We start from the raw sequence: 23635 nt of genomic DNA, 5'->3' as shown, positions 1-23635 counted from the left end.
GGATCAGGCCGGCAACCGGACGATGTCGTAGTCGGTGCTCGGCGTCGACTCCACGTCGAACCGGCCGTTCACCACGTACAACGCCGAGCCGAGCAGGTCGCCGGTGGCCGGCGAACGCAGCTGCGGGCCGGTGATCTCCCGCTGCACCACCCCGGCGGTGTACCCGGCGTTCATCCGGACCACCGCGACGACGTTGGTCAGGTTCCGGATCACGTAGAGGATGTGTCCGCGCAGCACCAGCCCGTCGGCGCGTTCCACCGAGTAGCCGCCGAGGTCGACGAGCCGGCTGCCGCCGGTACGCGGGTCGACGCGCACGAGCTGGCCGGTCAGCATCTGCGCGACCAGCAGATCACCGTCCGGCAGTGCCACGATCCCGTTGTGGTAGACGTCCGGAGTGGCGGCCGGACCGCTGAGCTGCAGCACCCGGAAGGCGGTTGGGGCCGGAAGGCGACCACCCGGGCCCAGGGGCACCACGTACAGCACCTGCCGCCCGGAGTCGGTGAAGTAGACCGCTCGCTGGGTGATCACCAGGTCGTTGACGTAGCTGCCCGGGACGTCGGTGAACTGGTAGTGGGCCAGCTTGCTGCCGGTGTCGGCGTCGTACACGCTCGCGCCGCCGCCGGAGAAGTCGGCGGTCCAGAGCCGGCCCTGCGGGTCGAGCTTGAGGCCCGCCTTGTCGGTGCCGGGTGTGCCCGGGATCAGCACCGAGCCACGGCCGCTACGTAAGTCACCCCGCCAGACAGCACCATCCAAGATGGACCCGACAAACACTGTGGTGCCCCGGCCGATCGTCAACCCTTCCGGGGTGAACCCGTTCGGCAGCGCGATCCGGGCGGGGAACGGCCTGGCCGAGTGAGCCGTCGCCGGTGCGCCGACCGAGACCAGGGTCGCCGCCGCCACGAGCGGAACGAGGAGAAGGGAAAGCAGCTTGCGCAAGGAAACACCACCTGACGTCGCAGTGGATGACTCCACTGAGGAATGTGACGTACTAGGAACGTCCCGGGCGCGGCGAAAGGTTGTCCTGGTCTGATCACTCCCGGCCGGCGGCGTACGCGGACAGCCAGGCGACCTGGGCCGGGTCCAGCGACGGGCGTACCCGGGCCCGTGCCGTCGACACGTGCTCGGCGGTGACAGTGGCGGCGGCTAGCGACTCCCGCATCGCGGCCAACGCCGCCTCACGGACCAGCGCCGCGCAGTCCGCGGCGGAGAAGCCGGTCAGCTCGTCGCCGAGAGCGGACAGGTCGACGTCCGGCGCCAACGGCACCTGCCGGGACGCGGCCCGCAGGATCTCCGCACGGGCTGGCCCGTCCGGCGGCGGCACGTAGACCAGCCGCTCCAGCCGGCCCGGCCGCAGCAGCGCCGGGTCGACGAGGTCCGGGCGGTTCGTCGCGCCGACCACCACCACGTTGCGCAGCGTCTCGATTCCGTCCAGCTCGGTGAGCAGGGCGGCTACCACCCGGTCGGTGGTGCCACCGTCGGTGGCCTGGCCACGGACCGGCGCCAGCGCGTCCACCTCGTCCAGGAAGATCAGGGTGGGGGCCGCCTCCCGGGCCCGACGGAACAGCTCGCGGACCGCGCGTTCGCTCTCACCCACCCACTTGGAGAGCAGTTCCGCGCCCTTCACCGACAGCACGTTGGCCCGTCCCGACCCGGCCAGCGCGGTGACCAGGTAGGTCTTGCCGCAGCCCGGTGGCCCGTAGAGCAGCACGCCGCGCGGCGGCTGCACGCCGAGCCGGGCGAAGGTGTCCGGGTAGGTCAGCGGCCACAGCACCGACTCGGTAAGCGTCTGCTTGACCTCGTCCAGGCCACCCACGTCGTCCAGGGTCACCGAGGCCAGATCCAGCGTGGACGCCGCCATCGTGGTGGGCCGGACCACCTCCCGGGCGGCGGTGAAGTCGGCCATCGACACCGTCGGCGTCTCGGCGGACTTCTGTCGCAGCGCGGCGCGTACCCCGGCCTCCCGGACCAGCGCGGCCAGGTCCGCCGCGACGAACCCGGGGGTACGCGCGGCCACGTCGTCCAGCCGGACGTCGTCGGCCAACGGCACCTGCCGGGTCAGCACAGTGAGCTGTTCGCGGCGCAACGCCTGATCCGGGAGCGGGACGCTGATCCGCAGCGACAGCAGGTCGGGGGCGCGCAGCGTGGGGTCGACCGCCTCCGGTCGGCCGGTGGTGCAGACAACGGCGACGCCGGCGCGGATGCTCTCCACGAGGACCTGACGGAACACCGTCGCCACCGGGCCGGCGTCGTCCGCGGGAGCGAGCGCCTCGACGTCGGTGACAAGCAGTACCGCCGGCGCGCCGGCTCGGGCCGCCGTCGCCGCGGCGCGCAACCGCTCGGCGGCGGCCTGACTGGCCAGCGCGGTCACCTCCGGCGCCCAGAGCGGGTGAACGCGGGCACCTACCCGGGCGGCCACGGCCCGGACCAGCGCCGCCTTCCCGGAGCCCGCCGGGCCGACGAGCAACACCCCCAACGAGATGGTGGTGCCGAGCCGGCCCAGCACCTCCCGGTGGTGGAAGCCGAGGTCCAGCAACTCGGTCAGCTCCTCGGCCTGGGCCCGCAGCCCGGGCAGCTCGTCCACGTCGGGCGCGTCCTCGACCGGAACCGCGTCGGCGTTCGTACCCGGCCAGGCCGGCGCGGTGCCGACCGGGGCGGGCCCGCCGTGGGTGCTCGCGCCATGCTCCCAGGCGACCGACGTGCCCATGGTGACCAGCGCGCCGGCCGCCGGCTCGACGGTGACCACGCTGAGCAGGGTGCTGGTCCAGGCGAAGCCGACGGTGTTGGCGAGGCTGCTTCGCGCCGCCTCGACCAGGCTGCGGACCGAGGCGTCCGGCAGCACGTCCTGCGGCAGCAGCGACACGTCATCCCCGGCGGTGAGCACCTTGCCCAGCAGGGCGAGCCGGAGCATCTCCGGGCTGACCGCCGCGACGACGCCCACCGGCCCGGCCAGGACCACCCGGCTCGCCGGGACCAACGGCACCGGGCTCACCCGCACCTGACCGCCGTCGTGCAGACCGAGGTTGCCCAACGTCAGGTCGTCGGCGTACAGCAGGGCGCTGCTCGCGCCCGGCCCGGCCGCCGCCGCGATTCCGGCCGTCTCCCGGCGGCCGGCGAGGCGGACCGGGTCGCCGGGGCGCAGCCCCAGCGCGGTCAGCGCCTCCGGGTGCAGGCGCACGACGCCCCGCCGGGCGTCCAGCGCCGCCGGCCGCAGGCTCGCCGTCAAGGTCAGGTCGGGTTGCGCCACTGCCCGACCGTAGCCGCCGACGGCCAGCCCTGCCGGTCAGCGCCGCGGATCCAGCTCATCCAACAACGTCGGGTCGCTTCGGATCAGCTCGGCCAACCGGGCCGCCGGGTCCGGGGTCAAACCGTCCGGACCGGGCGCCCAGGCCGGCACCGTCCGGCCGGAGAGCGGCCAGGCCGGCGGGGGTTCCACCGGGGTCGGCGGGGGCACCGGTCCGACCGTGACGGCCGGCCCGTCCCAGGAGACCCGCATCGGGTACGTCCGCCCGGCGTGCTCCACCTGCACGGTCACCGCCAGCCCGGGGTAGGCCCCGACGACCTGGCGGACCGCCTCGGCCACCTCCTCGACCGGGCCCCATCCGGCCACGTCGCTCGCCGTCTCCACCCCCGCGTGTCGCGGGTCGTGCCGGCCCGAGCGGGCGTTGCGGGTGTCGCCACCGAGGCCGGACCGGCTCGACGGTGCGGTGGCGTCGTCGCGGTCGGCGGCCCGACGGCGCGACGCCTCCTCACGTCGGGCCAGCCGTGCCAGCGTCTCGTCCAGGTCGCCCCTCACCAGATCACCTCTTCCCGCCACGGCCGGAGCTGGTCGGCTCAGGCCCTCCTGTCCCGGGTAGCCCGGTCCAGCGCGCGGTCCAGGACGACCAGTAGGGCGTCCCGCACCGAGAGCCGGTCGCGGGCATCGAATTGCACCAGGGGTACATGATCGCCGATCGCGAGCGCCCAGCGGATCTCGCCAAGCTCCAGGGCCAGCCGCCCGTCGAAGGCGTTGACCCCGACGACGAACGGCAGCCCGGCCCGCTCGAAGAAGTCGATGGCCGGGAAACAGTCGTCCAGCCGTGCGCTGTCCACCACCACCAGGGCGCCGAGCGCTCCCCGGGCCAGGTCGTCCCACATGAAGCCGAACCGGGTCTGCCCCGGCGTGCCGAACAGGTAGAGCTTCAGGCTGCGGTCGATTGTCACGCAACCGAAATCCATCGCCACAGTGGTGGTGGTCTTGGCGGATCGGGCACCCGGGTCGTCCACGCCGATCCCGGCGGTGGTCATCTCGGCCTCGGTGGTCAGGGGCGCGATCTCGGAGATCGCACCCACTGTGGTGGTCTTGCCCACCCCGAACCCACCGGCCACCAGGATCTTGACCGGAATCGGCGGTGCGGACGGCTTACCGGCCGGAGGAGGCACCGACGCTGTGCCGGACGAGGGCCGGTACGGCGGCGGTGCGGACGGCGGTGCGGACGGCGGTGCGGACGGTGGTGGCCCGGCCCGCCCGACTATCGGCCCGGTGCCCGAGGACATGCCGTAACGGGCGGCGGCGCTGTTCGCGGCGACCCCGCCGAGCGGGGCGACCGGCCATTCAGGAGATCGCACGGAGTCCATCAATCACTCGCAGGATGAGATCGGGGTCGACAGCGTCGTCGGTGTCGGTGACGTGCACGTCCAGGTGCCCGGCGGCGCGTAGATCGCCGACCAGGACCCGGGTCACGCCGAAGTGCAGTCGGGCGCGGGCCGAGATCTCGGCCACCGAGATCGGCTCCGCACAGAGCGCGATGATCGTCTGGAGTTCCGGTGCCAGCAGGGCGCCGGGTGAGGCGGCCCACCAGCCGCTGTCCATGCGAGCGGTCACCTGGGTCTCCAGCCCGATCGCCGGGTCGGCGCCCGCCACCCGCCCGGCCGTGAGCACGAACGGACGGGGACCTGCCGGCTGGCCCCCGTCCGGCTCCGGCTCCGGCAGGGCCGGTGTCGCCGCCGCGCCGTCCCCGGTCGGGGGAGGCGTGCGCAGGTACGGGCGGATCCGAACCCTCGGTTCCGGATCCGGATCCTCGCCGGCGACGTCGGGGGTCACTGCTGAACGGCGTTCTTCAATTCGACGATCAGTCGCGGGGTCAGGGCGCCACCGGCCCGCCCGGCGAAGAGCGTCATCTCGTACGCGACGGTGCCCAGGTTCGCCGAACGGTCGGCGACCACACCGAGCACGGAACCGCTGCTGATCGCGCTGATCAGCAGGTAGCCGTCGGCCATGTCGACGATCACCCGGTTCAGGCCGCCGAGCGCGTACCAACTGGCGGCCCCACCGGCGAGGCTTGTCATTCCGGAGACGACGGCGGCCAACCGCTCCGCGTTGGACCGGTCCTTGATCGCCGACATGGCCATCAGCAGCCCGTCCGAGGAGACCGCGATCGCCTCCAGGACCCCGGCCGTGCTGGAGGTGAAGGAGTCCAGCAACCAGTTGAACGTACGGGCCTCCGGGCTGAGGTCCCCATTGGCGGTGGGCTGACTCTGGTCGACGTTTTCGTGCAGGAAGGGGCTGGTCACCGTGATGATCCTTCTTCGTTCCGGTGGTCGGGGCTGACTTCGCGGAGAGCGCGGGCGACGCCCGCCTCGAACTCGCTGACGAGGTCGCGGACCTCGGCCGGGTCACCGAGGTGGGTGCTCGGCGGTTGGCAGGCCGGGGTGGCGGTGAGGTTCGCCCCCGGTACCCGTCGGCTCAGCCGGGGCCGCTCCGGTGCGGCATCGGTCGAGCCGCCGCCATGCGGCACCGTGGGTCCGGCGCCTCCCGGTGTGCTGGGCAGGTCGACTGTCGTGTCCGGGTCCACCACGGCCGTGCCGGCGCTGGCCGACGGGTCGCTGGCCGCCCGCGTCGAGGCGGCGTCGAGGCCCGGTGCCACCTGCAACTCGGCGCGGCGTACCCCGGCCTGGAAGGCCTCGACAAGTGCGCGGGCGGCGGCGGGGTCCGCGCCGGTGGCGTCCACCGGTCGGGTCGTCGCGGCGGTGGCGTGCAGAGTGGCCCCGGGCACCCGCTGCCGCACCCGTGGCCCGGCCGGCTTGCCCGCCGGTTCCGGGCTCGGGGGTTCGGGTGCGGCCGGCTCCGGCTGGCCTTGACCGAACGCGTTCCAGGACGGGCCGGCGTCGAGGCTGCGGGTGGCCCGGCTGAGGAGGTCCGAGTCGAAGCGGGCCGGCACGGTGACGGCCACCGCACGGGGCTGCACGTCCTGCTCGGGGTCGAGCGTCGGCGTACGCCGATCCCGGGCGGGCACCGCGGCGCGGGCCACGGCGGCCCCGGCACGGTCGGCGCGGCGCAGCACCAGCGACGCCGACGGGATCTCCAGCTGTGCGGTCACCCCGCCGCCGCCGGTGGCGGCCAGGGCAACCTGCCAGCCGTGCCGACGGGCCAACCGGCCCACCACGAAGAGACCGAGCACCTCGGTCGGGGCCAGGTCGAGCCGTTCCCGGCGGGTGAACCGTGCGTTCTCCTCGGCCAGCCGTTGCTCGCTCATGCCGATGCCGTGGTCCACCACTGTGATCCGCGCGCCGAGGCCCGACGTCTCGGCGGCCACCAGCACCCGGGTGTGCGGCGGCGAGAAGACTGTGGCGTTCTCCATCAGCTCGGCCAGCGCCAGGACGAGGTCACCGACGACCGCCGGCGCGGCCGAGACGCCCGCCGGCACCTGCACCTCCACCCGGGTGTAGTCCTCGATCTCGCCGAGCGCCAACCGGACCACGTCGGCCAGCGGCACCGGCGCGGTGTGCGCGTCGGCCCCGGCCGAACCGGAGAGCACCACGAGGCTGCCGGCGTTGCGTCGCAACCGGCTGGAGATGTGGTCGAGGCGGTACAGGTGCTCCAGCCGTCCGGGGTCGGCCTCCTGCTGCTCCAGCCGGTCGATCAGCGCGATCTGTCGACCCACCAGGTTCTGGGTACGCCGTCCGACGTGGCCGAACATCTGCGCCACGTTGCGCCGGCCGGCCACCTGCCGCTCGACCAGCTGCGCCGCCGTGTTCTGCACCCGGTCGAAGGCCCGCGCCAGGTCGCCGATCTCGTCTTTGGCGCGGATGTCCACCGGCTCCAGCCGGACCGCTTGAGGTTTCTCCGACTCGTCGTCGGTGACGCGGACCAGCTCCGCCTCGGCGACCCGGGCGACCCGGTCGGCCGAACGGGTGAGTCGGGTCAGCGGCCGGGCCACCGTCCGCGCCACCGCCACGCTGAGCAGCACCACAAGCGTCAGGATCAACACCGCCACGGCGCCGACCAGGTACGCGGCAGTCAGCGCGCGGCGCTGCTCGGCCGTCACCTCGGCGAGCACGTCGGCGACGAGCTTCTTCTCGACGAACTGACCGAGCCGGATCATTGTGCGAACGGCCGGGAAGAGCGCCTCCAGCGGCACGTCGCGGACCGCGGCGGCCGGATCCCGGGCGCTTCTGACCAGGAAGTCGGGGCTGGTACGCGCGGCCACGGCGGCGTCGTTGAGCTGGGCCACCGTGAGCTGCTCGGGCGTGATCAGGCTGCGGAAGCGCGAGTTGTCGACCATGAGGGCGGCGATGCACGCCACGTACCCGGCGGTGGTGTCCGGGGTGCCGATCGCCTTGACCAGCAGGCTCAGGGTGGCGCAGGCGCCCAGACCCTCGTCGGCGCGGAGCAGCCCGTCGAGGGCGAGCACCTGCCGGCCCGGCAACGTGTCGGTGTCCACCCCGACCACCAGCCGCAGTGACTCGATGATCCCCTTGTTGACCGGGCCGAACGCGTCCATCACCTGACCCGGGTTGGCGGCCTTTGCCAGCACTGCCGTCCGCAGGTCGATGAGGCTGGACACGCCGTCGAGGGCGCGGTCGACCTGGTCGGTCAGCGCGTCGCTCCGCGCCGCCCGGAGGTCGGCCACCCGGTCGTCCACGTCGGCGGACTTGCGGACCAGCTCACTGCGTTCGACCCGGCCGAGCAGGAAGCCGACGGAGAGGATGCGTTCCTGTTGGAGGTCCTGGACCAGGCTGCCGACCCGGCTGGCGAGCCGGACCCGTTCGGCGGTGTCGCCGGCCCGCTGTGCTGCGGCGACCCGGTCGAGCATCACCGGCACGGCCAGGCCGATCATGCTGAGCAGCGGAATCACCACGAGCAGCGCGAGCTTGCCGCGGATCCGGAGCCTACCGAGCAGCATCAAATGCCCCCCACTGTGCGGTCTCCGGGTCACGGGCCGAACCGGCCGGTTGCAACGCGCGTGGCTCGTCGGCCGGTTGCCAGGGGTCGCGGTGCGGTGGGGTGTCCGGGCCCTCCGCGTGGGTGGCGGCCAGGGCGGCCCGACGCCGTGCCCGGTGACCGGCGGCAACCAGCAACGCGGCGAGCCAGCTCAGCAACAGACCGGCGGCGAGCGCCGCCCCGACTGTCAGCCAGCGGTCCCGGTTGAGCCGGTCGATGCGCTCGACCAGCAGCCCGTCCAGCTCGTTGAGGATGACCGGTTGAAGTTGGCGGGCCGAGCGGTGCGAGTTGAGCGCGGCGGCACTCAACTGGCCCGGGTTGACCACGCCGGTGTCCTTGCCCGGCAGGGAGTACGCGGCAAGTGCCTCCACCGAACGCTGGTAGGTGTCCAACGGGGTCAGCACGTTTGCGCCGAGGTCGGTGCTCTCCGAACCGTCCACGGCCGAGCGCAGGTTGTCGACGAGGTCGGCGGCGGGTGTCAGGGCGGACACCCGCAGGCCGGTCAGCTCCATCAGGCCGCGCGGTTGGTCGGCGGCCGGCCGGCGGGCGACAAGCGCGCCCAGGTCGGCGACCCGGCCGGCGGCGACCACCGCTTCGGGCAGTTCCTGGCCGACGCTGTCCTGCAGGAAGAACGAGTCGGCCTCGGGGTCGCGGACCAGCCCGGAGCTCTCCCGGACCTTCCGGTGCAGGGCCAGCAGCAGGTCGGAGGCCTCGCTGTAGGCGGTGTAGGCGGCCTCGGGGTCGGCGGCGCTCGGGCCGCGCAGCGCCTCCAGCTTGGCTCGTACGCCGGCCCAGCGTTCCTGGCTGAGCAGTTCCCCGCCGATGCGGGCGTCGACCGCGGCGGCGTTCTCGACAGCCCTGTTCAACGCCTCCCGGGCGACGGGGCGGCCGTTGACCGCGTTGGACTGGGCCTCCACGAGGGCGTCGGTGACCGCCGCCAGAGCGGTGAGGTACTGCACGCCGAGCCGTTCCCGGGCGGCAAGGTCCCGGTCGGCGGTGATCTGCCGCCAGTTCGACGTGACGAGCAGGCCCAACGGTGCCAACAGTGCTCCGATGAGCAGCAGGGGCAGCAGTCGGCCCAGCGTGGACGGCCGTCGACGGGCCCGCGGCGCGGGGACTGTCATGTATGTCTCCTCCGGCGTGGGGCGCGGATGGGGCGGCGTCGAGCTAGCCGACAAGTCCCGTCCACCGGACCGGAAAACTAATCGAACCCCCGACTGGTCAGACCTCACTCAGCGAGTCAGGTTCGCGTCACTTCGAGCCATGTCACCATTTGTCCGCGTTGCCGGCACGCTCTGTGTCAGCTGTGGGCGTGACATGGAGGGATCGAGGTGGATATCCGCGAAAGATCGGAATTCACGGAATCCGAAGTCAACTCACTGGGCCGCGCTGGACGTTGCGCGCTCGCACCCCTCCCGACACCGATCGGGGCAACCGGACGGACGTACGGCGGATCTCAGCCAACGCTCAGGCTGCGAGCCGTACCGTGTGCCGCATGACATCGCCGTCGCCGGCCGCGTGGTTCCGGCGTGCCCTGCCCACCCGCCGCCGCGCGATCGCCGCCGCGGTGGTCGTCGTGCTGTTGGCCGCCGCCGTGACCTGGGCGGTGTGGCCGCAGGGATCGGGCGTACGCACCGAGAGCGCGATGCTCACCGTCCGCTCCGGACCGTCCGGCGACCAACCGGTGAACCTGGACACCACCTTCTACCTGCCGGACGACGCCTCGTCCGGTCGGAAGGTGCCGGCGGTGCTGTTGGCGCACGGGTTCGGCGGCACGAAGGAGTCGGTGCGTTCCGACGCGGAGGAGTTCGCCGGGCGCGGCTACGCGGTGCTCACCTGGACCGCGCGGGGTTTCGGCCGCAGCGGCGGTGAGATCCACCTGGACAACCCGGACTACGAGGTGCGCGACGCCCAGCGGCTGCTGGACTGGCTGGCCGCCCGGCCGGAGGTGCGCACCAACGCCGCCGGTGATCCGCAGGTCGGTGTGGTCGGCGGCTCGTACGGCGGTGGGTTGGCGTTGCTGCTGGCGGCCCAGGACAGGCGGGTCGACGCGATCGTGCCCATGATCACCTGGAACGACCTGTCCCGCGCGTTCCTGCCGGAGAGCACCGGCGGAGCGCCGACCGAGGGCGTGTTCAAGAAGGGTTGGGCCGGCCTCTTCTTCGGCGGTGGCGGCAACGTGGGCTCCGGCCCGGCCGGGCTGTCCGGCGGGACCGCCGCCCAGCCGCAGGGCGCACCGGCGTTGGCCGGCCCGCCCAGCCCCGGGCCGGGCGCCGGCCCGGGCACCGGCCCCGGGGGTGCCCCGGCCGGTGCCGCCGACCCGTCCTGTGGCCGGTTCGCCGCCGATGTGTGCGCCGCGTACCTGCGGATCGCCACCACCGGCCAGGCCGACCAGGCCGCCGTGGACCTGCTGCGCCGCTCCAGCCCGGCGGGGGTGCTGGACCGGATCAAGGCCCCCACCCTGCTGGTGCAGGGCGAGGCGGACACCCTGTTTCCGCTCGGCGAGGCGGACGCGAACGCGCGCGGCATCGCCGCCGCCGGCACCCCGGTTCGGGTCGCCTGGTTCACCGGCGGGCACGACGGTGGCAGCGGACCTCGCTCGGACTCCGACCGGGTGAAGTTCCTTACCGTCCAGTGGCTCGACCACTACGTCAAGGGCGAGGGCGACGCGCCCGGCGACGACTTCACCTGGTCGCGGATCGCCGGGTTCGACGCGCTCGACCGGGGTCTCGTCGCCACCGGCTTCCGCCGCGCCGACTACCCGGGCCTGACCGGCAACGCCCGCCGGGAGGTGACGGTCACCGGTCCGGCGCAGCCCATCGCCAACCCGCCGAACGGCAACCCCGCCGCGATCTCCTCGATCCCGTTCGCGGGCGGGCTCGCCTCGCTGTTGGACGGGGTGGCCGGCGATGTGCCCGGCCAGCACGCCCGGTTCGAGTCGGCCCCGCTCACCGAGGCGGTCGACGTGGCCGGTGCGCCCACAGTCACAGTGCGGGCCGCGTCACCGACCGGCGAGGCGGTGCTCTTCGTCAAGCTCTACGACGTCGACAAGGACGGCGCGGCCACCCTGCCGAACGGCCTGGTCGCCCCGATCCGGCTCACCGGCCTGCCGCAGCAGGTGCAGGACGCCCGTCCGGTCACCGTGACGCTGCCCGGGATCGTCCGCCGGGTCGAGGCCGGGCACCGGCTGCGACTGGTGGTGGCCACCTCCGACCAGGCGTACACCACGCCCGCCGAGCCGACCGTCTACACGGTGGCCGCGGACGGCGCGGTCAGCCTGCCCACTGTCGACGGCGAGCCGATCCCCACCGCGGCGACCATCTGGCGCTGGGTGCTCGCCGGCCTGCTCGCCGCCATCGTGATCGGGCTCGTCGTGGTCGTCGCCGTGGTCCGCCGCCGGCACCGCCGCCAGGACCGGTCGGTGCATCCGGAGTACGCGGACACCCCGCTGGCCGTGCGCTCGCTGCGCAAGGAGTACGCGGACGGCTTCGTCGCGGTGTCGAACGTGGACTTCGAGGTGCACCCCGGTCAGGTGGTGGGCCTGCTCGGGCCCAACGGTGCCGGCAAGACCACCACCCTGCGGGTGCTGATGGGGCTGACCCAGCCGACCGCCGGGGAGATCTACGTCTTCGGCCGTCGGCTGGTGCCCGGCTCGCCGGTGCTGTCCCGGATCGGGGCGCTGGTGGAGGGGCCGGGCTTCCTGCCGCACCTGTCGGGTCTGGACAACCTGAAGGCGTACTGGCGGGCGACCGGACGGCCGTGGGAGGACGCGCAGTTCGACGCGGCGTTGGAGATCGCCGGGCTGGGTGACTCCGTGCACCGGAGGATCAAGAACTACAGCCACGGGATGCGCCAACGTCTGGCGATCGCCCAGGCCATGCTCGGCCTCCCCGAACTGCTGGTGTTGGACGAGCCGACCGACGGGCTCGACCCGCCGCAGATCGCCGAGATGCGTCGGGTGCTCCAGCGGTACGCCACGGACGGCCGGGCGGTGCTGGTCTCCAGCCACCTGCTGGCTGAGGTGGAGCAGACCTGCACGCACGCGGTGGTGGTGAACAAGGGCCGGATCGTGGCGGCCGGGCCGGTGGAGGAGATCGTGGGCGAGTCGCCGAGCGTGCTCTTCGACGTCACCGACCCGGTGGCCGCGCGAGCGGTGCTGGACCGGCTGCACGGGGTCACTGTGCTGCCGGAAAGCGACGGCCAACTGGTGGTCGACACCAACGGCACGGCGCGGAGCGAGGTGGTGGCGGAGCTGGTGCGCGCCGGCATCGGGGTGGACCGGGTGGTGCCTCGGCGGCGCCTGGAGGACGCGTTCCTCGCCCTGGTGGGCGAGAACTCTCGGGGAAGCGGTGACCGGTGATGGCTGGATCTTCCGTCGAGGCGCCGTTGGGCGTCACCGACCCGGCCGGTGCGGCCCGGGGCTACCGACCCTCGGCCACCATGCCGTTCGGGGCGGAGTTCCGTCGGCAGGCGTCCCGGCGGCGGACCCAGTTGGCGCTCGGGTTCATGGTGTTGCTGCCGCTGATCATCCTGATCGCGTTCCAGTTCAACTCCGGTGGCGACGACGACAACGGCAACAACGAGTTCGCCAGCCTGGTCGACCTGGCCACCTCCGGTGGGCTCAACTTCACCCTGTTCTCGATCTTCGTGTCGGCGTCGTTCCTGCTGGTGGTGGTCGTCGCGCTGTTCTGCGGCGACACGGTGGCCAGCGAGGCGAGCTGGGGCAGCCTGCGGTATCTGCTGGCGATCCCGGTGCCCCGGGCGCGATTGCTGACGGTGAAACTGGTGGTCGCGCTCGCGTACTCGGGACTGGCCCTGCTGCTGTTGGCCGGCACCGCGTTGCTGGCCGGCACCCTGCGCTACGGCTGGTCGCCGCTGCGCAGCACTGTCGCCGCCGAGCTGGAACCCACCGAGGGGCTGCTCCGGTTGCTGGCCGTGCTGGGCTACCTGGCGGTGGTGCTGCTGGCGGTGGCCGGCCTGGCGTTCCTGCTGTCGGTGATCACGGATGCCGCGCTGGGCGCTGTCGGTGGCGCGGTGCTGCTGTGGATCCTGTCCAGCATCCTGGACCAGATCACCGCCCTGGGCGCGCTGCGCGACTTCCTGCCCACCCACTTCAGCACCGCCTGGTTGGGTCTGCTGTCGACTCCGGTGCAGACCGACGACGTGGTGCGCGGCTGCATCTCGGCGATCAGCTACGCGACGCTGTTCTGGGGGTTGGCGTTCTGGCGCTTCACCCGCAAGGACATCACGTCGTAGCGGATCGGGTCAGAGCCGGCCGTCGGGTGGGCCCACCGACGACGGCACCGCGCTCGGCGCCGGCGGCGGGGCCGGCCGGGACGGGACCGGCGTGGACGGGTCGGCCTTCTTCCAGGCGCTGACACCGATCCGGCCGGTGTTGCCGAGATCGATCGGCCCGTCCGGGTCGACCTCTTCGGCCGGCTGCCCGGCGGCCGGCGCCACAGTCAGGAACTCGCCGTTGGTGGCCACCACTGTCGAGTCGGTGACCAGGTTGCGCCAGAGCACCACGGCGGTGGCCCGCTCCCCGGCGGCGAGGGTGACCTGCCGGGGTGGTTGGTCGAAGCCGGAGGTGATCTCCTTGGCGCCGTTGACCACCCGCAGCATGACCGGCTCGCGCTGCTCGTCGAACACGTGCAGCACGGGGTACCCGTTGAGCTGGTAGGGGCGCTCGCCACAGTTGACCAGCTCCAGGCCGAGGGCGCGCAGGCCCATCGCGGCGTCCCCGCCGGTCGACCGGATCCGTACGCCGGTGGCTGGGCATTCCGCAGGCGGCTGGGTGCTCGTGGTCGGGCCCGCCTCCGCCCTCGCCGCAGGGGGCGGCTGGCTCGGGTCTCCGGACTGGCCTCGATGGTCACGATCGCAGCCGCCAAGCACGAGAGCCATCGCGACCGTCGCGCTGATGCGTCGGCGTGCTGCCGTGTCGCGGGAGATCATCCGTTGATCCTCGCCCACCTGGGCAGCACACCGCCGCCCGGCCCCGGCCTCGCCGGTTCGCACCGCGCTGCCACCCGGACGGGCGCGGGTGGGGCGGGGTCAGGCCGGCGGGCGCTGGGTGAGGACCGCGTCCAGGAGGCCGGGGTAGAGCTCGTTCAACTCGTCGCGGCGGAGCCGGACCAGTCGGCTGGTCCCGGCGGCGCGGGTCCGGGTCAGGCCCGCCTCGCGCAGCACCTTGAGGTGGTGGCTGCGGGTCGCCTTGGAGACGCCGAAGTCGAAGCTGCCGCAGGCGGCCTCGCCGCCCTCGGCGAGCGCCCGGACGATCTGTAGCCGCACGTCGTCGGCGAGTGCGGCCAGCACGCTGGTGACCGGTACGGCGGTCAGGTCGGGTTCGTGCGGCTCCATGTGACCAGTGTAACCCTTGTTCGACAATAATCGAACAACACCCTATGGTCGATGTCGTTGGTTCGACGATACTCGAACATTGGAGTTGCCGATGCGATCCCGCGCCACCGCGTACCCACTGATCGCCGCGCTGGGCTGGGGCGTGATGTTCCCGATCCTGGCCAGCGCGCTCAACCGGGTCGACCCGCTCAACCTGACCACCGCGCGCTACCTGCTGGCCGCCGTCGTCCTGGTCGCCATCCTGCTGCTCCGCGAAGGTGCCGGCGCGCTGCGGCACGGTGGCCGGGCGCTGGAGGTGGTGGTGCTCGGCGTGGTCGGCTTCGCGGGCTTCAACCTGCTCACCAACCTGGCGCTCGAACACGCCGCCCCGCAGCAGATCGCCCTCTTCGTGGCCACCACTCCGGTGATCACCCAGCTCGTTCGGTGGGCCCGCGACGGCGTACGCCCGAAGCCGCTCCTGCTGGCCCTGTCCCTGGTGGCGCTCCTCGGCGTCGGCCTGGTGATCACGCGCGGGAGCCTGGCCGGGCTCGGCCAGTTCGGCCTCGGCGGGCTGATGATGATCGGCGCGGTGCTGGGCTGGGGCATCTACACCCACGGTGCCAGCCGGTTCGGCGAGTGGTCCCCGCTGCGCTTCACCACGCTGACCGCGCTCGCCGGCACGGCCGCCATGCTCGCCCTGAGCATCGGCGCCGACGCCGTCGGCTGGCAGCACGCGCCGTCCGCCGCCGACCTCGTCGCGGTCGCGCCGCAGCTGGCGTACGCCGTCCTGGTGGGTGCCGTGATCGCGGTCCTGGCCTGGAACACCGGCGTGCAGCGACTCGGCGCCGCCAACGCCGCACTGTTCATGAACCTGGTCCCGGTGACCACCTTCGCGGTGCAGATCGCCCGCGGCTACCGGCCGGAGCCCGTCGAACTGGTCGGGGCCGCCATCACGATCGCCGCCCTGATCGCCGCGAACCTCGCCGCCCGGCCCCGGACCGCGTCGCTGCCCAGGCCGAGCGCGGTGACGGACCCGGTCGCGGTGACCGACCCGGCGGCGGTGACCGCCCGCTGACCCATTCCCTGGGATTGGCAGTGGAGGCTGCGGCCGGCTTTGCCTAGACTCGACGGCACAACTGAATACCTCATCCAGAGGGGCTGAGGGATACGGCCCGACGACGCCCCGGCAACCACCCCGCGCGCTCACCGCTGAGCGACCCGCGGGGCAGGTGCCAATTCCGTCCCCGCCGCACCGTGCGATGCGGGGAAAGATGAGAGGAATCTCGACATGACGTCGACGCTCGTCACCTCCGGCATTGACACCTCTGCCAGCCCCGCCCGCGCCCTGGTCTGCCGTGCCTGCTCGGCCCGCTACCCGCTCGCCGCGCAGCACGCCTGTTACGAGTGTTTCGGCCCGCTGGAAGTCGACTACGACACCGCCGCGCTGGCCACCGTCACCCGCGAGCAGATCGAGGCCGGCCCGAACAACATCTGGCGGTACGCAGCCCTGCTCCCCGCCGGTCAGGACCCGGCCAGCCGGGTCACCCTCGACCCGGGGCTGACCCCACTGGTGGCGGCACCGCACCTCGCCGCCGAGCTGGGCATCACCGCGCCGCTCTGGGTCAAGGACGACAGCGCCAACCCCACCCACTCGTTCAAGGACCGGGTCGTCTCGGTGGCGCTCACCGCCGCCAAGGCGCTCGGCTTCACCCGGTTCGCCTGCGCGTCGACCGGCAACCTGGCCAACTCGGTGGCCGCCCACGCCGCCCGAGCCGGGGTGCCCTCGGTGGTCTTCATCCCCAGCGACCTGGAGCAGGGCAAGGTCATCACCACTGCCGTCTACGGCGGCGAGCTGGTCGCCATCGACGGCTCGTACGACGACGTCAACCGGCTCTGCGGCGAGCTGGTGGAGACCGACGAATTCGAGGACACCGCGTTCGTCAACGTGAACGTCCGGCCGTACTACGCGGAGGGCTCCAAGACCCTCGGCTACGAGGTGGCCGAGCAGCTCGGTTGGCGGATCCCGGCGCAGGTGGTCATTCCGATGGCCAGCGGCGAGCTGCTCACCAAGATTGACAAGGCGTTCTCCGAGCTGGTGGAGATCGGCCTGGTCGAGGCGCCGGCCGGCGGCTGGAAGGTCTTCGGCGCGCAGTCCGCCGGCTGCAACCCGATCGCCACCGCGTTGCACGCCGAGACCGACACGATCATCCCGGTCAAGCCGACGGGCATCGCCAAGTCGCTGAACATCGGCGACCCGGCGGCCGGCCTCTACGCCCTGGAGGCGGTCCGCCGCACCGGCGGCTGGATGGAGTACGTCGACGACGACGAGATCCGTGCGGGCATCCGCGACCTGGCCCGTACCACAGGGGTCTTCGCCGAAACCGCGGGTGGGGTGACAGTGGCCGTGCTGCGCAAGCTGGTCGAGTCCGGTCGGCTCGACCCGACCGCCGAGACCGTCGTGTTCAACACCGGCGAGGGCCTGAAGACCATCGACGCGGTGGCCGGTCAGGTCGGTCCGACCCACCACATCAAGCCCTCGCTGCGCGCCGCCCGCGACGCCGGCCTCCTCGGCTGACCTCGGAGGCCGAGTGGATCAGCCAGTAACTGGGTTTTCGCTGTGAGTGTGGAAAACCCGCCGCTACGGACTTGACGGCAGGAACCGGACGGCGCAAGATGCTCCGTGCGGGAGGGCATTTCGCCGAAGACTTTTGAAGTTCTTGCGACCCAACGCCGGAGGCGTTGTGCGAGTGTCCCTCCCGACCACGTTCGATCGGGCCAGCGATTAATTCGCTGGCCCGATCGCTTTTCCGGGGGCACCCTCAGCGGCATGAGCATCACGATCTCGTCGTTCGACGGCGCCGACCGCACGTCGGTCGACGAGGCGTACCGGATCGGGGCGGCCGCCAACGACGCCGATCTGCCGGACTTCCCGCCCTCCTGCCGGCGCCGCTTCGACGCGCTGTTCCACACCCCGATGCCGGGCACCCGGTCGCTCTGGGCGCTGGCCCGACTCGACGGCGTGCCAGCCGGCTACCTCCAACTGGACCTGCCGCAGCTCGACAACACCGACAACGCCACCGCCGAGGTGCTGGTGCATCCCGAGCTGCGGCGCCGGGGAGTCGGCCGGGCCCTGCACGAGTACGGGGTACGCCTGCTCCGCGAGCACGGCCGCAAGCGGGTCGTGGCGATGGCCGTCTCCGCGCTGCCCGGCGGGCCGGCCCGAAGCGTGGCGGGCGACGCGTTCGCCGCCGCGACCGGAGCCCAGCCCGCCCTCGCCGAGGTGCGTCGCCGGCTCCACGTCGGCGAGATCGACCGGGTAGCGCTGCGGGTGGCGCTCGCCGAGGCCCGACCGCGAGCCGAGGGCTATCAGTCGGTCTGCTGGCAGGGGGCGACCCCACCGGAGTACGTCGCCGACATCGCCTACCTCGACGGCCGGCTGCTGATGGACGCGCCCATGGGCGACGTGCAGTGGGAGCCGGAGCAGGTGGACGCCGAACGCATCCGCGGCAACGAACGGGCGCTGGACGCCCGGGGCCGGCGGCGTTACCACCTCGGGATGCGGCACGAGGCGTCCGGCCGGCTGGTCGCCTGGACGCTGCTGGACGTGGGCGCCTCCGCCGACTGGCACGCGTACCAGCAGATCACCATCGTCGACCCGGCCCACCGTGGGCACCGGCTCGGCCTCATCGCCAAGGCGGAGAACCTGCACCACCTGCTCAGCCACGAACCGGCGGTACAGGTGATCGACACCTGGAACGCGGCGAGCAACACCTACATGGTGGCGATCAACGAACAGCTCGGCTTCCGCCCGGTGGACTCCTGGACCGACTGGCAGCTCACCCTCTGACCCGGCCGTTCACCAGTCCGTCCGTTCCAAGCGCCCGACCAGCTCACGGACTGCGGCGTGGAAGTCGTCGTCCGGAGTGAACCCGTGGCCCTGCACCGGTGGGGGCACGGTGTCGGTCGGTGGGATGAGCAGTCCCTCCGGATCCCGTACCCGACGGTCGACCCGGGCGGCCGGGTCGTCGGGTCCGTCGACGAACGGGACGAACACCGGTCCGCCCACCGCGTCGGTGTACCGCCACAGGTTGATCCACCGCCAGGCCAACCGGCTGCCGACCTCGCGCAACATCTCGTCGCTGACGTACGCCGGGAAGATCCGCCGGTAGCGGTTTCCGAGCGGGGAGCCGTAGGTGAGCAGGGCTACCCGCCGGCGGCAGTGGTCGGGGAGTTGAAGGACCGTCGCCGCCGCGAGCACGCTGCCGTGACTCTGCCCGGACAGCACCACAGCGTTCCCGTCGGCGGTGAGCTGCCCGATCCGACGGGTCAGCTCGGGGACCGCCCGCTCGACGTAGCACGGCGGGGCGAGCGGATGCGCGGCACGCGGCCAGAAGGTGGCCAGCTCCCAGAGCACCCCGACCAGCCGGATTGCGCCGGATCGGTAGGCGACCAGCCCCAGCACGGCGAGGACCGTGGCGAACAGTCCGATCAGCAGGGCACCCAGGTCGGTCACGAAGATCACCGGACGGGCCAGTGGTTCGCCGCCGAGTCGCAGCGCGAGCGCACCCGGGCCGGGACCGATCACCGAGAGCCCGGCCGCCGCCAGGGTGAGCAGCGCCAACACCACGTACGCGGTGGCCAGCAGCGGCCCGAGTCGATTCGTGAGTCCGGCACGCATGATCGCGTCGCGGACGGCCCGGACCCGTTCCGGGGCCGCCCGGGAGGCCTCCGGATAGTCCCGCCGGACCAGTTCCTCGGCCTCCCGGCGGCGACGACCCCGGCCGATCCGCGGCCCGAGCACTGCCGTCACGACCACCAGGAGCACGGCGAGGGAGAAGCCGAGGGTGGCCCAGCGGAAGGCGATCGGCGGCGACAGGGGTGGCGCACCAGGCGGCAGCGGCCGTGCCGGCGTCGGGCTGGAACCACGGTCCAGATACTCGGCGAGCCCGTAGGTCAGGCCCGAGTCGTAGGCGACGCCCAACCCGATCGCGACGGTTATCAGCACCGGCGCGCCCAGCCCGGCCAGCAGGAAGAGGGGCCGGGGGAGAGAGCGGCGCTGCACGACGACCACCAGGCCGAGCATCGCGAGCAGGACCACCTGCCCGGCAAACAGCCCGGCGACCGTCATCCCGTAACCCGGCAACGTTCCCTCGGCCGTCCACGGCGGCCGGGGCAGCAACGCGTACCCCAGGGTCAGCGCGGTGAGCGCGACGGCCACCCAGCGGATCGTCCGCGAACTCCACTGGTCCTGCTGTCCGCGCCGCTCAATCGCCGGCCGGCAGAGCAGCACCACCGCGCCGGCGAGCAGCACCACGACCGCGGCCAGCAGCAGCCAGCCGGGCACTGTGGCGTCGTGCGGCGTCAGAGGAAGCAGCAGACTGAGGTCGAGCGTGCCCAGCGCCACCGCGACGTGGACCGACCGCAAGCGGCGCAGCAGCGAGCGGGTGTCCCAGAAGGCGGGCGCGTCGAGCCGGTCCGCACCCACCCCGGGAGCGCTGTCGCTGTCCTCGGGGAGCTGCCAGGTCCGGGCACCGAGCCGCCAGATCAGGACGATCGCGATGATCGGCAGTGCGGCCAGCAGCGCGAGCCGCTGACCTGGCGGGACGCCGCCCAGCCAGGAGATCTCCCGACGCCCCTCCAGACACCTCGGGTAGGCCGCACACTGCCAGGCGATCAGGTCGAGGGACACCCCGACGGCGGAGAGCACGTACATCGCGGTCATCGTCGCGGCCAGCAGTCGGCACAGCGCCCGCGCGGCACGGCCGCCGCCACCGGTGACCGGCAGCGTCCAGACCGCGATGTTGCTGAGCATGAACGGCAGGAGCAGGACCAGGGAGAACGTCCGGGTGGCGGTGCCGCCGGTCAGCCGGCTCCAGCGGTACGCCTCAAGCGTCACCCCGTCGCGGTCCGCGGGGGCACCGTAGCCGGGCCGCGGCCGGTAGAAGCCGGCGTTGTCGTCTCCGGCGACCCGCGCGACGATCGGTCGGTCGAGGATCGCCTCGGGCCCCTTGTCGGCGACCCCGTGCACCCGGATCTCGGTGATCCTCACCCGCCGCCCTCCTCTGGCCGGCTTCCCTGGCCGAGGCCCGCGGTTACCCGCTGCCGCAGCGCGCAACCCCGCGGCCATCGGCGCTTCTGCTCCCGAACCCGACTGCGGCATGATTGCGGGCATGACGGAGACCCCGCATCCCCTGTACGACAGGCACGCCGACACCCTCAACCGTGCGCTGACCGCGATCACGGAGCGGGGCTACTGGTCCGCCTATCCCGAATCCCCCAGCCCCCGGGTGTACGGCGAAACCGCCGCCGCCGACGGTAAGGCCGCCTTCGAGGCGTACCTCGGTGGTGACTTTCCGCTCGACCAGCCCGGAAGCGGCGAACGGGTCGCCACCGAGACGAGCCCGTTCGGGGTGGAGTTGGCGGTGCGCTACCCGCACGCCGGCCCCGGCGAGCTGGTCAGCGCCGCCTCCGCCGCGCTGCCGGCGTGGCGCGACGCCGGCCCGCAGGCCCGGGTTGGCGTCTGCCTGGAGATCCTCGACCGGCTGCACAAGCACATCTTCGAGCTGGCCAACGCCGTGCAGTTCACCAGCGGGCAGGCGTTCGTGATGGCCTTCCAGGCCGGTGGCGCGCACGCGCTGGACCGGGCGCTGGAAGCGCTGGCGTACGCGTACGCCGAGATGACCCGACACCCGGGCACGGCGGGCTGGGAGAAGGCCGCCGGCAAGGGTGACCCGCTGCGGATGACCAAGACGTTCCACGTGGTGCCGCGTGGGGTGGCGCTGGTGATCGGCTGCAACACCTTCCCGACCTGGAACTCGTACCCCGGGCTGTTCGCCTCGCTGGTCACCGGCAACCCGGTGATCGTCAAGCCGCACCCGCGCGCGGTGCTGCCGCTGGCCATCACCGTGAAGTACGCCCGGGAGGTGCTCGCCGAGGCTGGGTTCGACCCGAACCTGATCATGCTGGCGGCCGAGGCGCCCGGTGAGAAACTCGCCAGCGACCTGGCCCTGCACCGCTCCGTCAAGATCGTCGACTTCACCGGCTCCACCGAGTACGGCGACTGGCTGGAGACGCACGCCCGGCAGGCATCGGTCTACACCGAGAAGGCCGGCCTCAACACCGTCGTCATCGACTCCACCGACGACTTCGCCGGCATGTGCCGCAACCTCGGTTTCACGCTGACCCTCTACAGCGGGCAGATGTGCACCACCTCGCAGAACATCCTCATCCCGGCCGGAGGCATCGAGACCGACCAGGGGCACAAGAGCTTCGACGAGGTGGCCGGCGGGATCGCCGCCGCCGTTGGCAAGCTCACCGCCGACCCGGCCCGGGGCGTGGAACTGACCGGCGCCATCGTCAACGACGGCGTGCTGGAGCGGCTGGCCGAGGTGACAAAGGTCGGCGAGCCGGTGCTGGAGTCGCGGGCCGTGGCCCACCCGGCGTACGCCGACGCGGTGGTGCGTACCCCGACGATCGTCAAGTTGGGCGCGGACGACGCGGAGACGTACGGCCGGGAGTGGTTCGGGCCGATCTCGTTCGCCATCGCGACCCACTCCACAGCGCACAGCCTGGAGCTGCTGCGCCGGACGGTCGGCGAGAAGGGTGCGCTCACGGCCGGGGTCTACTCCACCGACGAGGCGGTGCTGGACGCCACCGAGGCGATCGCTGTCGAGGTCGGGGTGCACCTGTCCTGCAACCTCACCGGCGGTGTCTTCGTCAACCAGTCGGCTGCGTTCTCCGACTTCCACGGCAGCGGCGCCAACGCGGCGGCCAACTCGGCCCTGACGGACGGGGCGTACGTGGCCAACCGGTTCCGGATCGTGCAGTCGCGGCGGCACGTCTGAGTGTGGTTGCGGCCGGGGGTTTCCGGGGCTGTCCCGGCCCTTGCGGTTGGGGTTTCCGGGGCAGCCCGCCCCGCTCCGGGCGGTCAGGCTTGATCCCTGCGCGGGTCGGGCTGCCCCGGAAACCCCTGCGTGGGCACGGGTGTCGCCTACGCGTCCGGCTTTAGAGGCATCTCCGTGGTCTTGCCCTGGGAAGGGTTCTTCTTATGCGGGTCGGCGCATTTGCAGCTCGGTGAGGGCTGGGATGGTGGGGTGGGGGACCCGTACGCCGGTGTCCTTGAAGCCCAGGCGCTGGTAGGCGCGGTAGGCGCGGTCGTTGCCGACCACCACTTCCAGCAGCAACTCCGGTCGGCCACAGGCTCGGGACCAGGCGGCCACCCCGTCGATCAGCTCGCCGAGCAGTCCACTGCCGCGCCAGGTCGGTGTGACGTACACGGCGTAGATCACGGTCAGCCCGGCTTCGTTCGGGGCGGTGGTGCCACCGGCGTGCCCGACCAGCCGGCCGCCCGGGTCGGCGATGAACTGCGCGTTGCTGGAACCGGCCGAGGTGTACGCGACTCGGGCCGCGTACTCGTTGTGCGGTCGGGCCGCCGCGTCCGCCAGGGTCTCCAGGAAGGCCAACGGCGCGTCGGCCAGCATCTCCAGGCGCAGCGCCCGCATCCGCGCGGCGTCCTCCGGTCGGACCCGGCGGATCTCCGCGAGCCGCGGGGCCGGCGAGCCCATGTCGGTGGTCATGTCCGCATGCCTACCACAGCTGATTTTCGCGAGCTGTGCCCGATCGCCGTCACGGCTGGGGCACCTCGCGGCCCCTCGCCCATTCGTAATGACGGACGCGAATCCGGTGGAGCGGCGACCCGGGCCGATCAGTGCGGTCGGGACGCCCCGAAGTGTGTCCGATTTGCGGCCGTGCGTGGCCGTCACTGCTCGTGTAACGTGCGATTTCGATCACCTGTTCAATGGCGGTCATCGATCGCTGAGTCGGTGGTCGGGGCGCCCGGCCGCGCCGTGCGCCGGGTCAGGCAAGACCGCGCAGAGTGAGGGAAGTGCACCGTGGCACAGGGCACCGTGAAGTGGTTCAACGCCGAGAAGGGCTACGGCTTCATCGCCGTCGACGGCGGTCAGGACGTGTTCGTCCACTTCTCCGCCATCGAAATGGACGGTTACAAGGCGTTGGACGACGGTCAGCGGGTCGAGTTCGAGGTCGCCCAGGGCCAAAAGGGCCCACAGGCGGAGCACGTACGCGTCATCGGCTGAGCTT

Annotated in this window: 19 protein-coding genes and 1 riboswitch; of the genes, 7 read left to right on the top strand and 12 right to left on the bottom strand. The window is 72.5% G+C overall.

What is annotated here, in order from left to right; genetic code table 11:
• Positions 1-3: 3 nt before the first annotated feature.
• From ABZU74_RS07090 to ABZU74_RS07055, 8 genes are all read right to left on the bottom strand, one after another.
• Entirely contained in the window at positions 4-936 is a 933-nt protein-coding gene (locus tag ABZU74_RS07090) for a superoxide dismutase (RefSeq protein WP_355419349.1), read from the bottom strand.
• 94 nt (positions 937-1030) lie between these two features.
• Entirely contained in the window at positions 1031-3244 is a 2214-nt protein-coding gene (locus ABZU74_RS07085) for an AAA family ATPase (protein WP_355419347.1), read from the bottom strand.
• Positions 3245-3280: 36 nt separating this feature from the next.
• Positions 3281-3793 carry a hypothetical protein gene (locus ABZU74_RS07080; RefSeq protein WP_355419345.1) on the bottom strand — a complete coding sequence of 171 codons (513 nt, stop codon included), beginning with the start codon at positions 3791-3793 and terminating at the stop codon, positions 3281-3283.
• A 38-nt stretch (positions 3794-3831) separates the two neighbouring features.
• Complete coding sequence (locus tag ABZU74_RS07075; protein ID WP_355419343.1) at positions 3832-4614, bottom strand: ATP/GTP-binding protein; 783 nt, start codon at positions 4612-4614, stop codon at positions 3832-3834.
• Positions 4592-5080 carry a DUF742 domain-containing protein gene (locus ABZU74_RS07070; RefSeq protein ID WP_355419341.1) on the bottom strand — a complete coding sequence of 163 codons (489 nt, stop codon included), beginning with the start codon at positions 5078-5080 and terminating at the stop codon, positions 4592-4594. Before ABZU74_RS07070 ends, ABZU74_RS07075 begins: the two co-directional genes overlap by 23 nt.
• Positions 5077-5550: a roadblock/LC7 domain-containing protein gene (locus ABZU74_RS07065; RefSeq protein WP_355419339.1), complete on the bottom strand. Its 474-nt coding sequence runs from the start codon at positions 5548-5550 to the stop codon at positions 5077-5079. Before ABZU74_RS07065 ends, ABZU74_RS07070 begins: the two co-directional genes overlap by 4 nt.
• On the bottom strand, positions 5547-8162 hold the full coding sequence (locus tag ABZU74_RS07060) for a sensor histidine kinase (RefSeq protein WP_355419337.1): 2616 nt from the start codon (positions 8160-8162) through the stop codon (positions 5547-5549). The genes ABZU74_RS07065 and ABZU74_RS07060 overlap by 4 nt, the downstream gene beginning before the upstream one ends.
• A complete protein-coding gene (locus tag ABZU74_RS07055) occupies positions 8149-9324 on the bottom strand; it encodes a hypothetical protein (protein ID WP_355419335.1) in 1176 nt (391 codons plus the stop codon). The genes ABZU74_RS07060 and ABZU74_RS07055 overlap by 14 nt, the downstream gene beginning before the upstream one ends.
• Before the next feature lie 371 nt (positions 9325-9695).
• On the opposite strand from ABZU74_RS07055, the gene ABZU74_RS07050 reads away from it, so the two are divergent.
• Positions 9696-12560, top strand: coding sequence for an alpha/beta fold hydrolase (locus tag ABZU74_RS07050; protein WP_355419333.1), 2865 nt, complete (start codon positions 9696-9698; stop codon positions 12558-12560).
• Positions 12560-13456 carry an ABC transporter permease subunit gene (locus tag ABZU74_RS07045; RefSeq protein WP_355419331.1) on the top strand — a complete coding sequence of 299 codons (897 nt, stop codon included), beginning with the start codon at positions 12560-12562 and terminating at the stop codon, positions 13454-13456. The genes ABZU74_RS07050 and ABZU74_RS07045 overlap by 1 nt, the downstream gene beginning before the upstream one ends.
• 9 nt (positions 13457-13465) lie before the next feature.
• On the opposite strand, the gene ABZU74_RS07040 is transcribed toward ABZU74_RS07045, so the two are convergent.
• Together ABZU74_RS07040 and ABZU74_RS07035 are read right to left on the bottom strand one after the other, a co-directional pair.
• Positions 13466-14152: a DUF4232 domain-containing protein gene (locus tag ABZU74_RS07040; protein ID WP_355419329.1), complete on the bottom strand. Its 687-nt coding sequence runs from the start codon at positions 14150-14152 to the stop codon at positions 13466-13468.
• 99 nt (positions 14153-14251) lie between these two features.
• Positions 14252-14557 carry a metalloregulator ArsR/SmtB family transcription factor gene (locus ABZU74_RS07035; protein WP_355419327.1) on the bottom strand — a complete coding sequence of 102 codons (306 nt, stop codon included), beginning with the start codon at positions 14555-14557 and terminating at the stop codon, positions 14252-14254.
• Positions 14558-14648: 91 nt separating this feature from the next.
• Here ABZU74_RS07035 and ABZU74_RS07030 point away from each other — a divergent pair, with 91 nt between their 5' ends.
• From ABZU74_RS07030 to ABZU74_RS07020, 3 genes are all read left to right on the top strand, one after another.
• Positions 14649-15611, top strand: coding sequence for a DMT family transporter (locus ABZU74_RS07030; RefSeq protein ID WP_355419325.1), 963 nt, complete (start codon positions 14649-14651; stop codon positions 15609-15611).
• 67 nt (positions 15612-15678) lie between these two features.
• A riboswitch (SAM riboswitch) is annotated at positions 15679-15814 on the top strand.
• 10 nt (positions 15815-15824) lie between these two features.
• A complete protein-coding gene (gene thrC, locus ABZU74_RS07025) occupies positions 15825-17111 on the top strand; it encodes a threonine synthase (protein ID WP_355419323.1) in 1287 nt (428 codons plus the stop codon).
• 252 nt (positions 17112-17363) lie between these two features.
• A complete protein-coding gene (locus ABZU74_RS07020; RefSeq protein WP_355419321.1) occupies positions 17364-18383 on the top strand; it encodes a GNAT family N-acetyltransferase in 1020 nt (339 codons plus the stop codon).
• Between the two features lie 9 nt (positions 18384-18392).
• Here ABZU74_RS07020 and ABZU74_RS07015 read toward each other — a convergent pair whose 3' ends face one another.
• Positions 18393-20585 (bottom strand): hypothetical protein, encoded by a 2193-nt coding sequence (locus ABZU74_RS07015; RefSeq protein ID WP_355419319.1) that lies wholly within the window; start codon positions 20583-20585, stop codon positions 18393-18395.
• A gap of 121 nt (positions 20586-20706) precedes the next feature.
• Here ABZU74_RS07015 and paaN point away from each other — a divergent pair, with 121 nt between their 5' ends.
• Positions 20707-22380, top strand: a complete 1674-nt coding sequence (paaN, locus tag ABZU74_RS07010; RefSeq protein ID WP_355419317.1) for a phenylacetic acid degradation protein PaaN — start codon at positions 20707-20709, stop codon at positions 22378-22380.
• Positions 22381-22581: 201 nt separating this feature from the next.
• Here paaN and ABZU74_RS07005 read toward each other — a convergent pair whose 3' ends face one another.
• On the bottom strand, positions 22582-23112 hold the full coding sequence (locus ABZU74_RS07005) for a GNAT family N-acetyltransferase (protein WP_355419315.1): 531 nt from the start codon (positions 23110-23112) through the stop codon (positions 22582-22584).
• Between the two features lie 315 nt (positions 23113-23427).
• Between ABZU74_RS07005 and ABZU74_RS07000 the strand changes: the two genes are divergently transcribed.
• The gene (locus tag ABZU74_RS07000) at positions 23428-23631 is read left to right on the top strand and encodes a cold-shock protein (RefSeq protein WP_196920002.1); all 204 of its coding nucleotides are present in this window, start codon (positions 23428-23430) and stop codon (positions 23629-23631) included.
• Positions 23632-23635: the final 4 nt, after the last annotated feature.

The sequence above is a fragment of the Micromonospora sp. NPDC005171 genome, from assembly GCF_040608575.1.
GTDB lineage: Bacteria > Actinomycetota > Actinomycetes > Mycobacteriales > Micromonosporaceae > Micromonospora.
The sequence above is the reverse complement of the archived record's forward strand: the minus strand, read 5'-3'. Positions and strand labels throughout refer to the sequence as shown.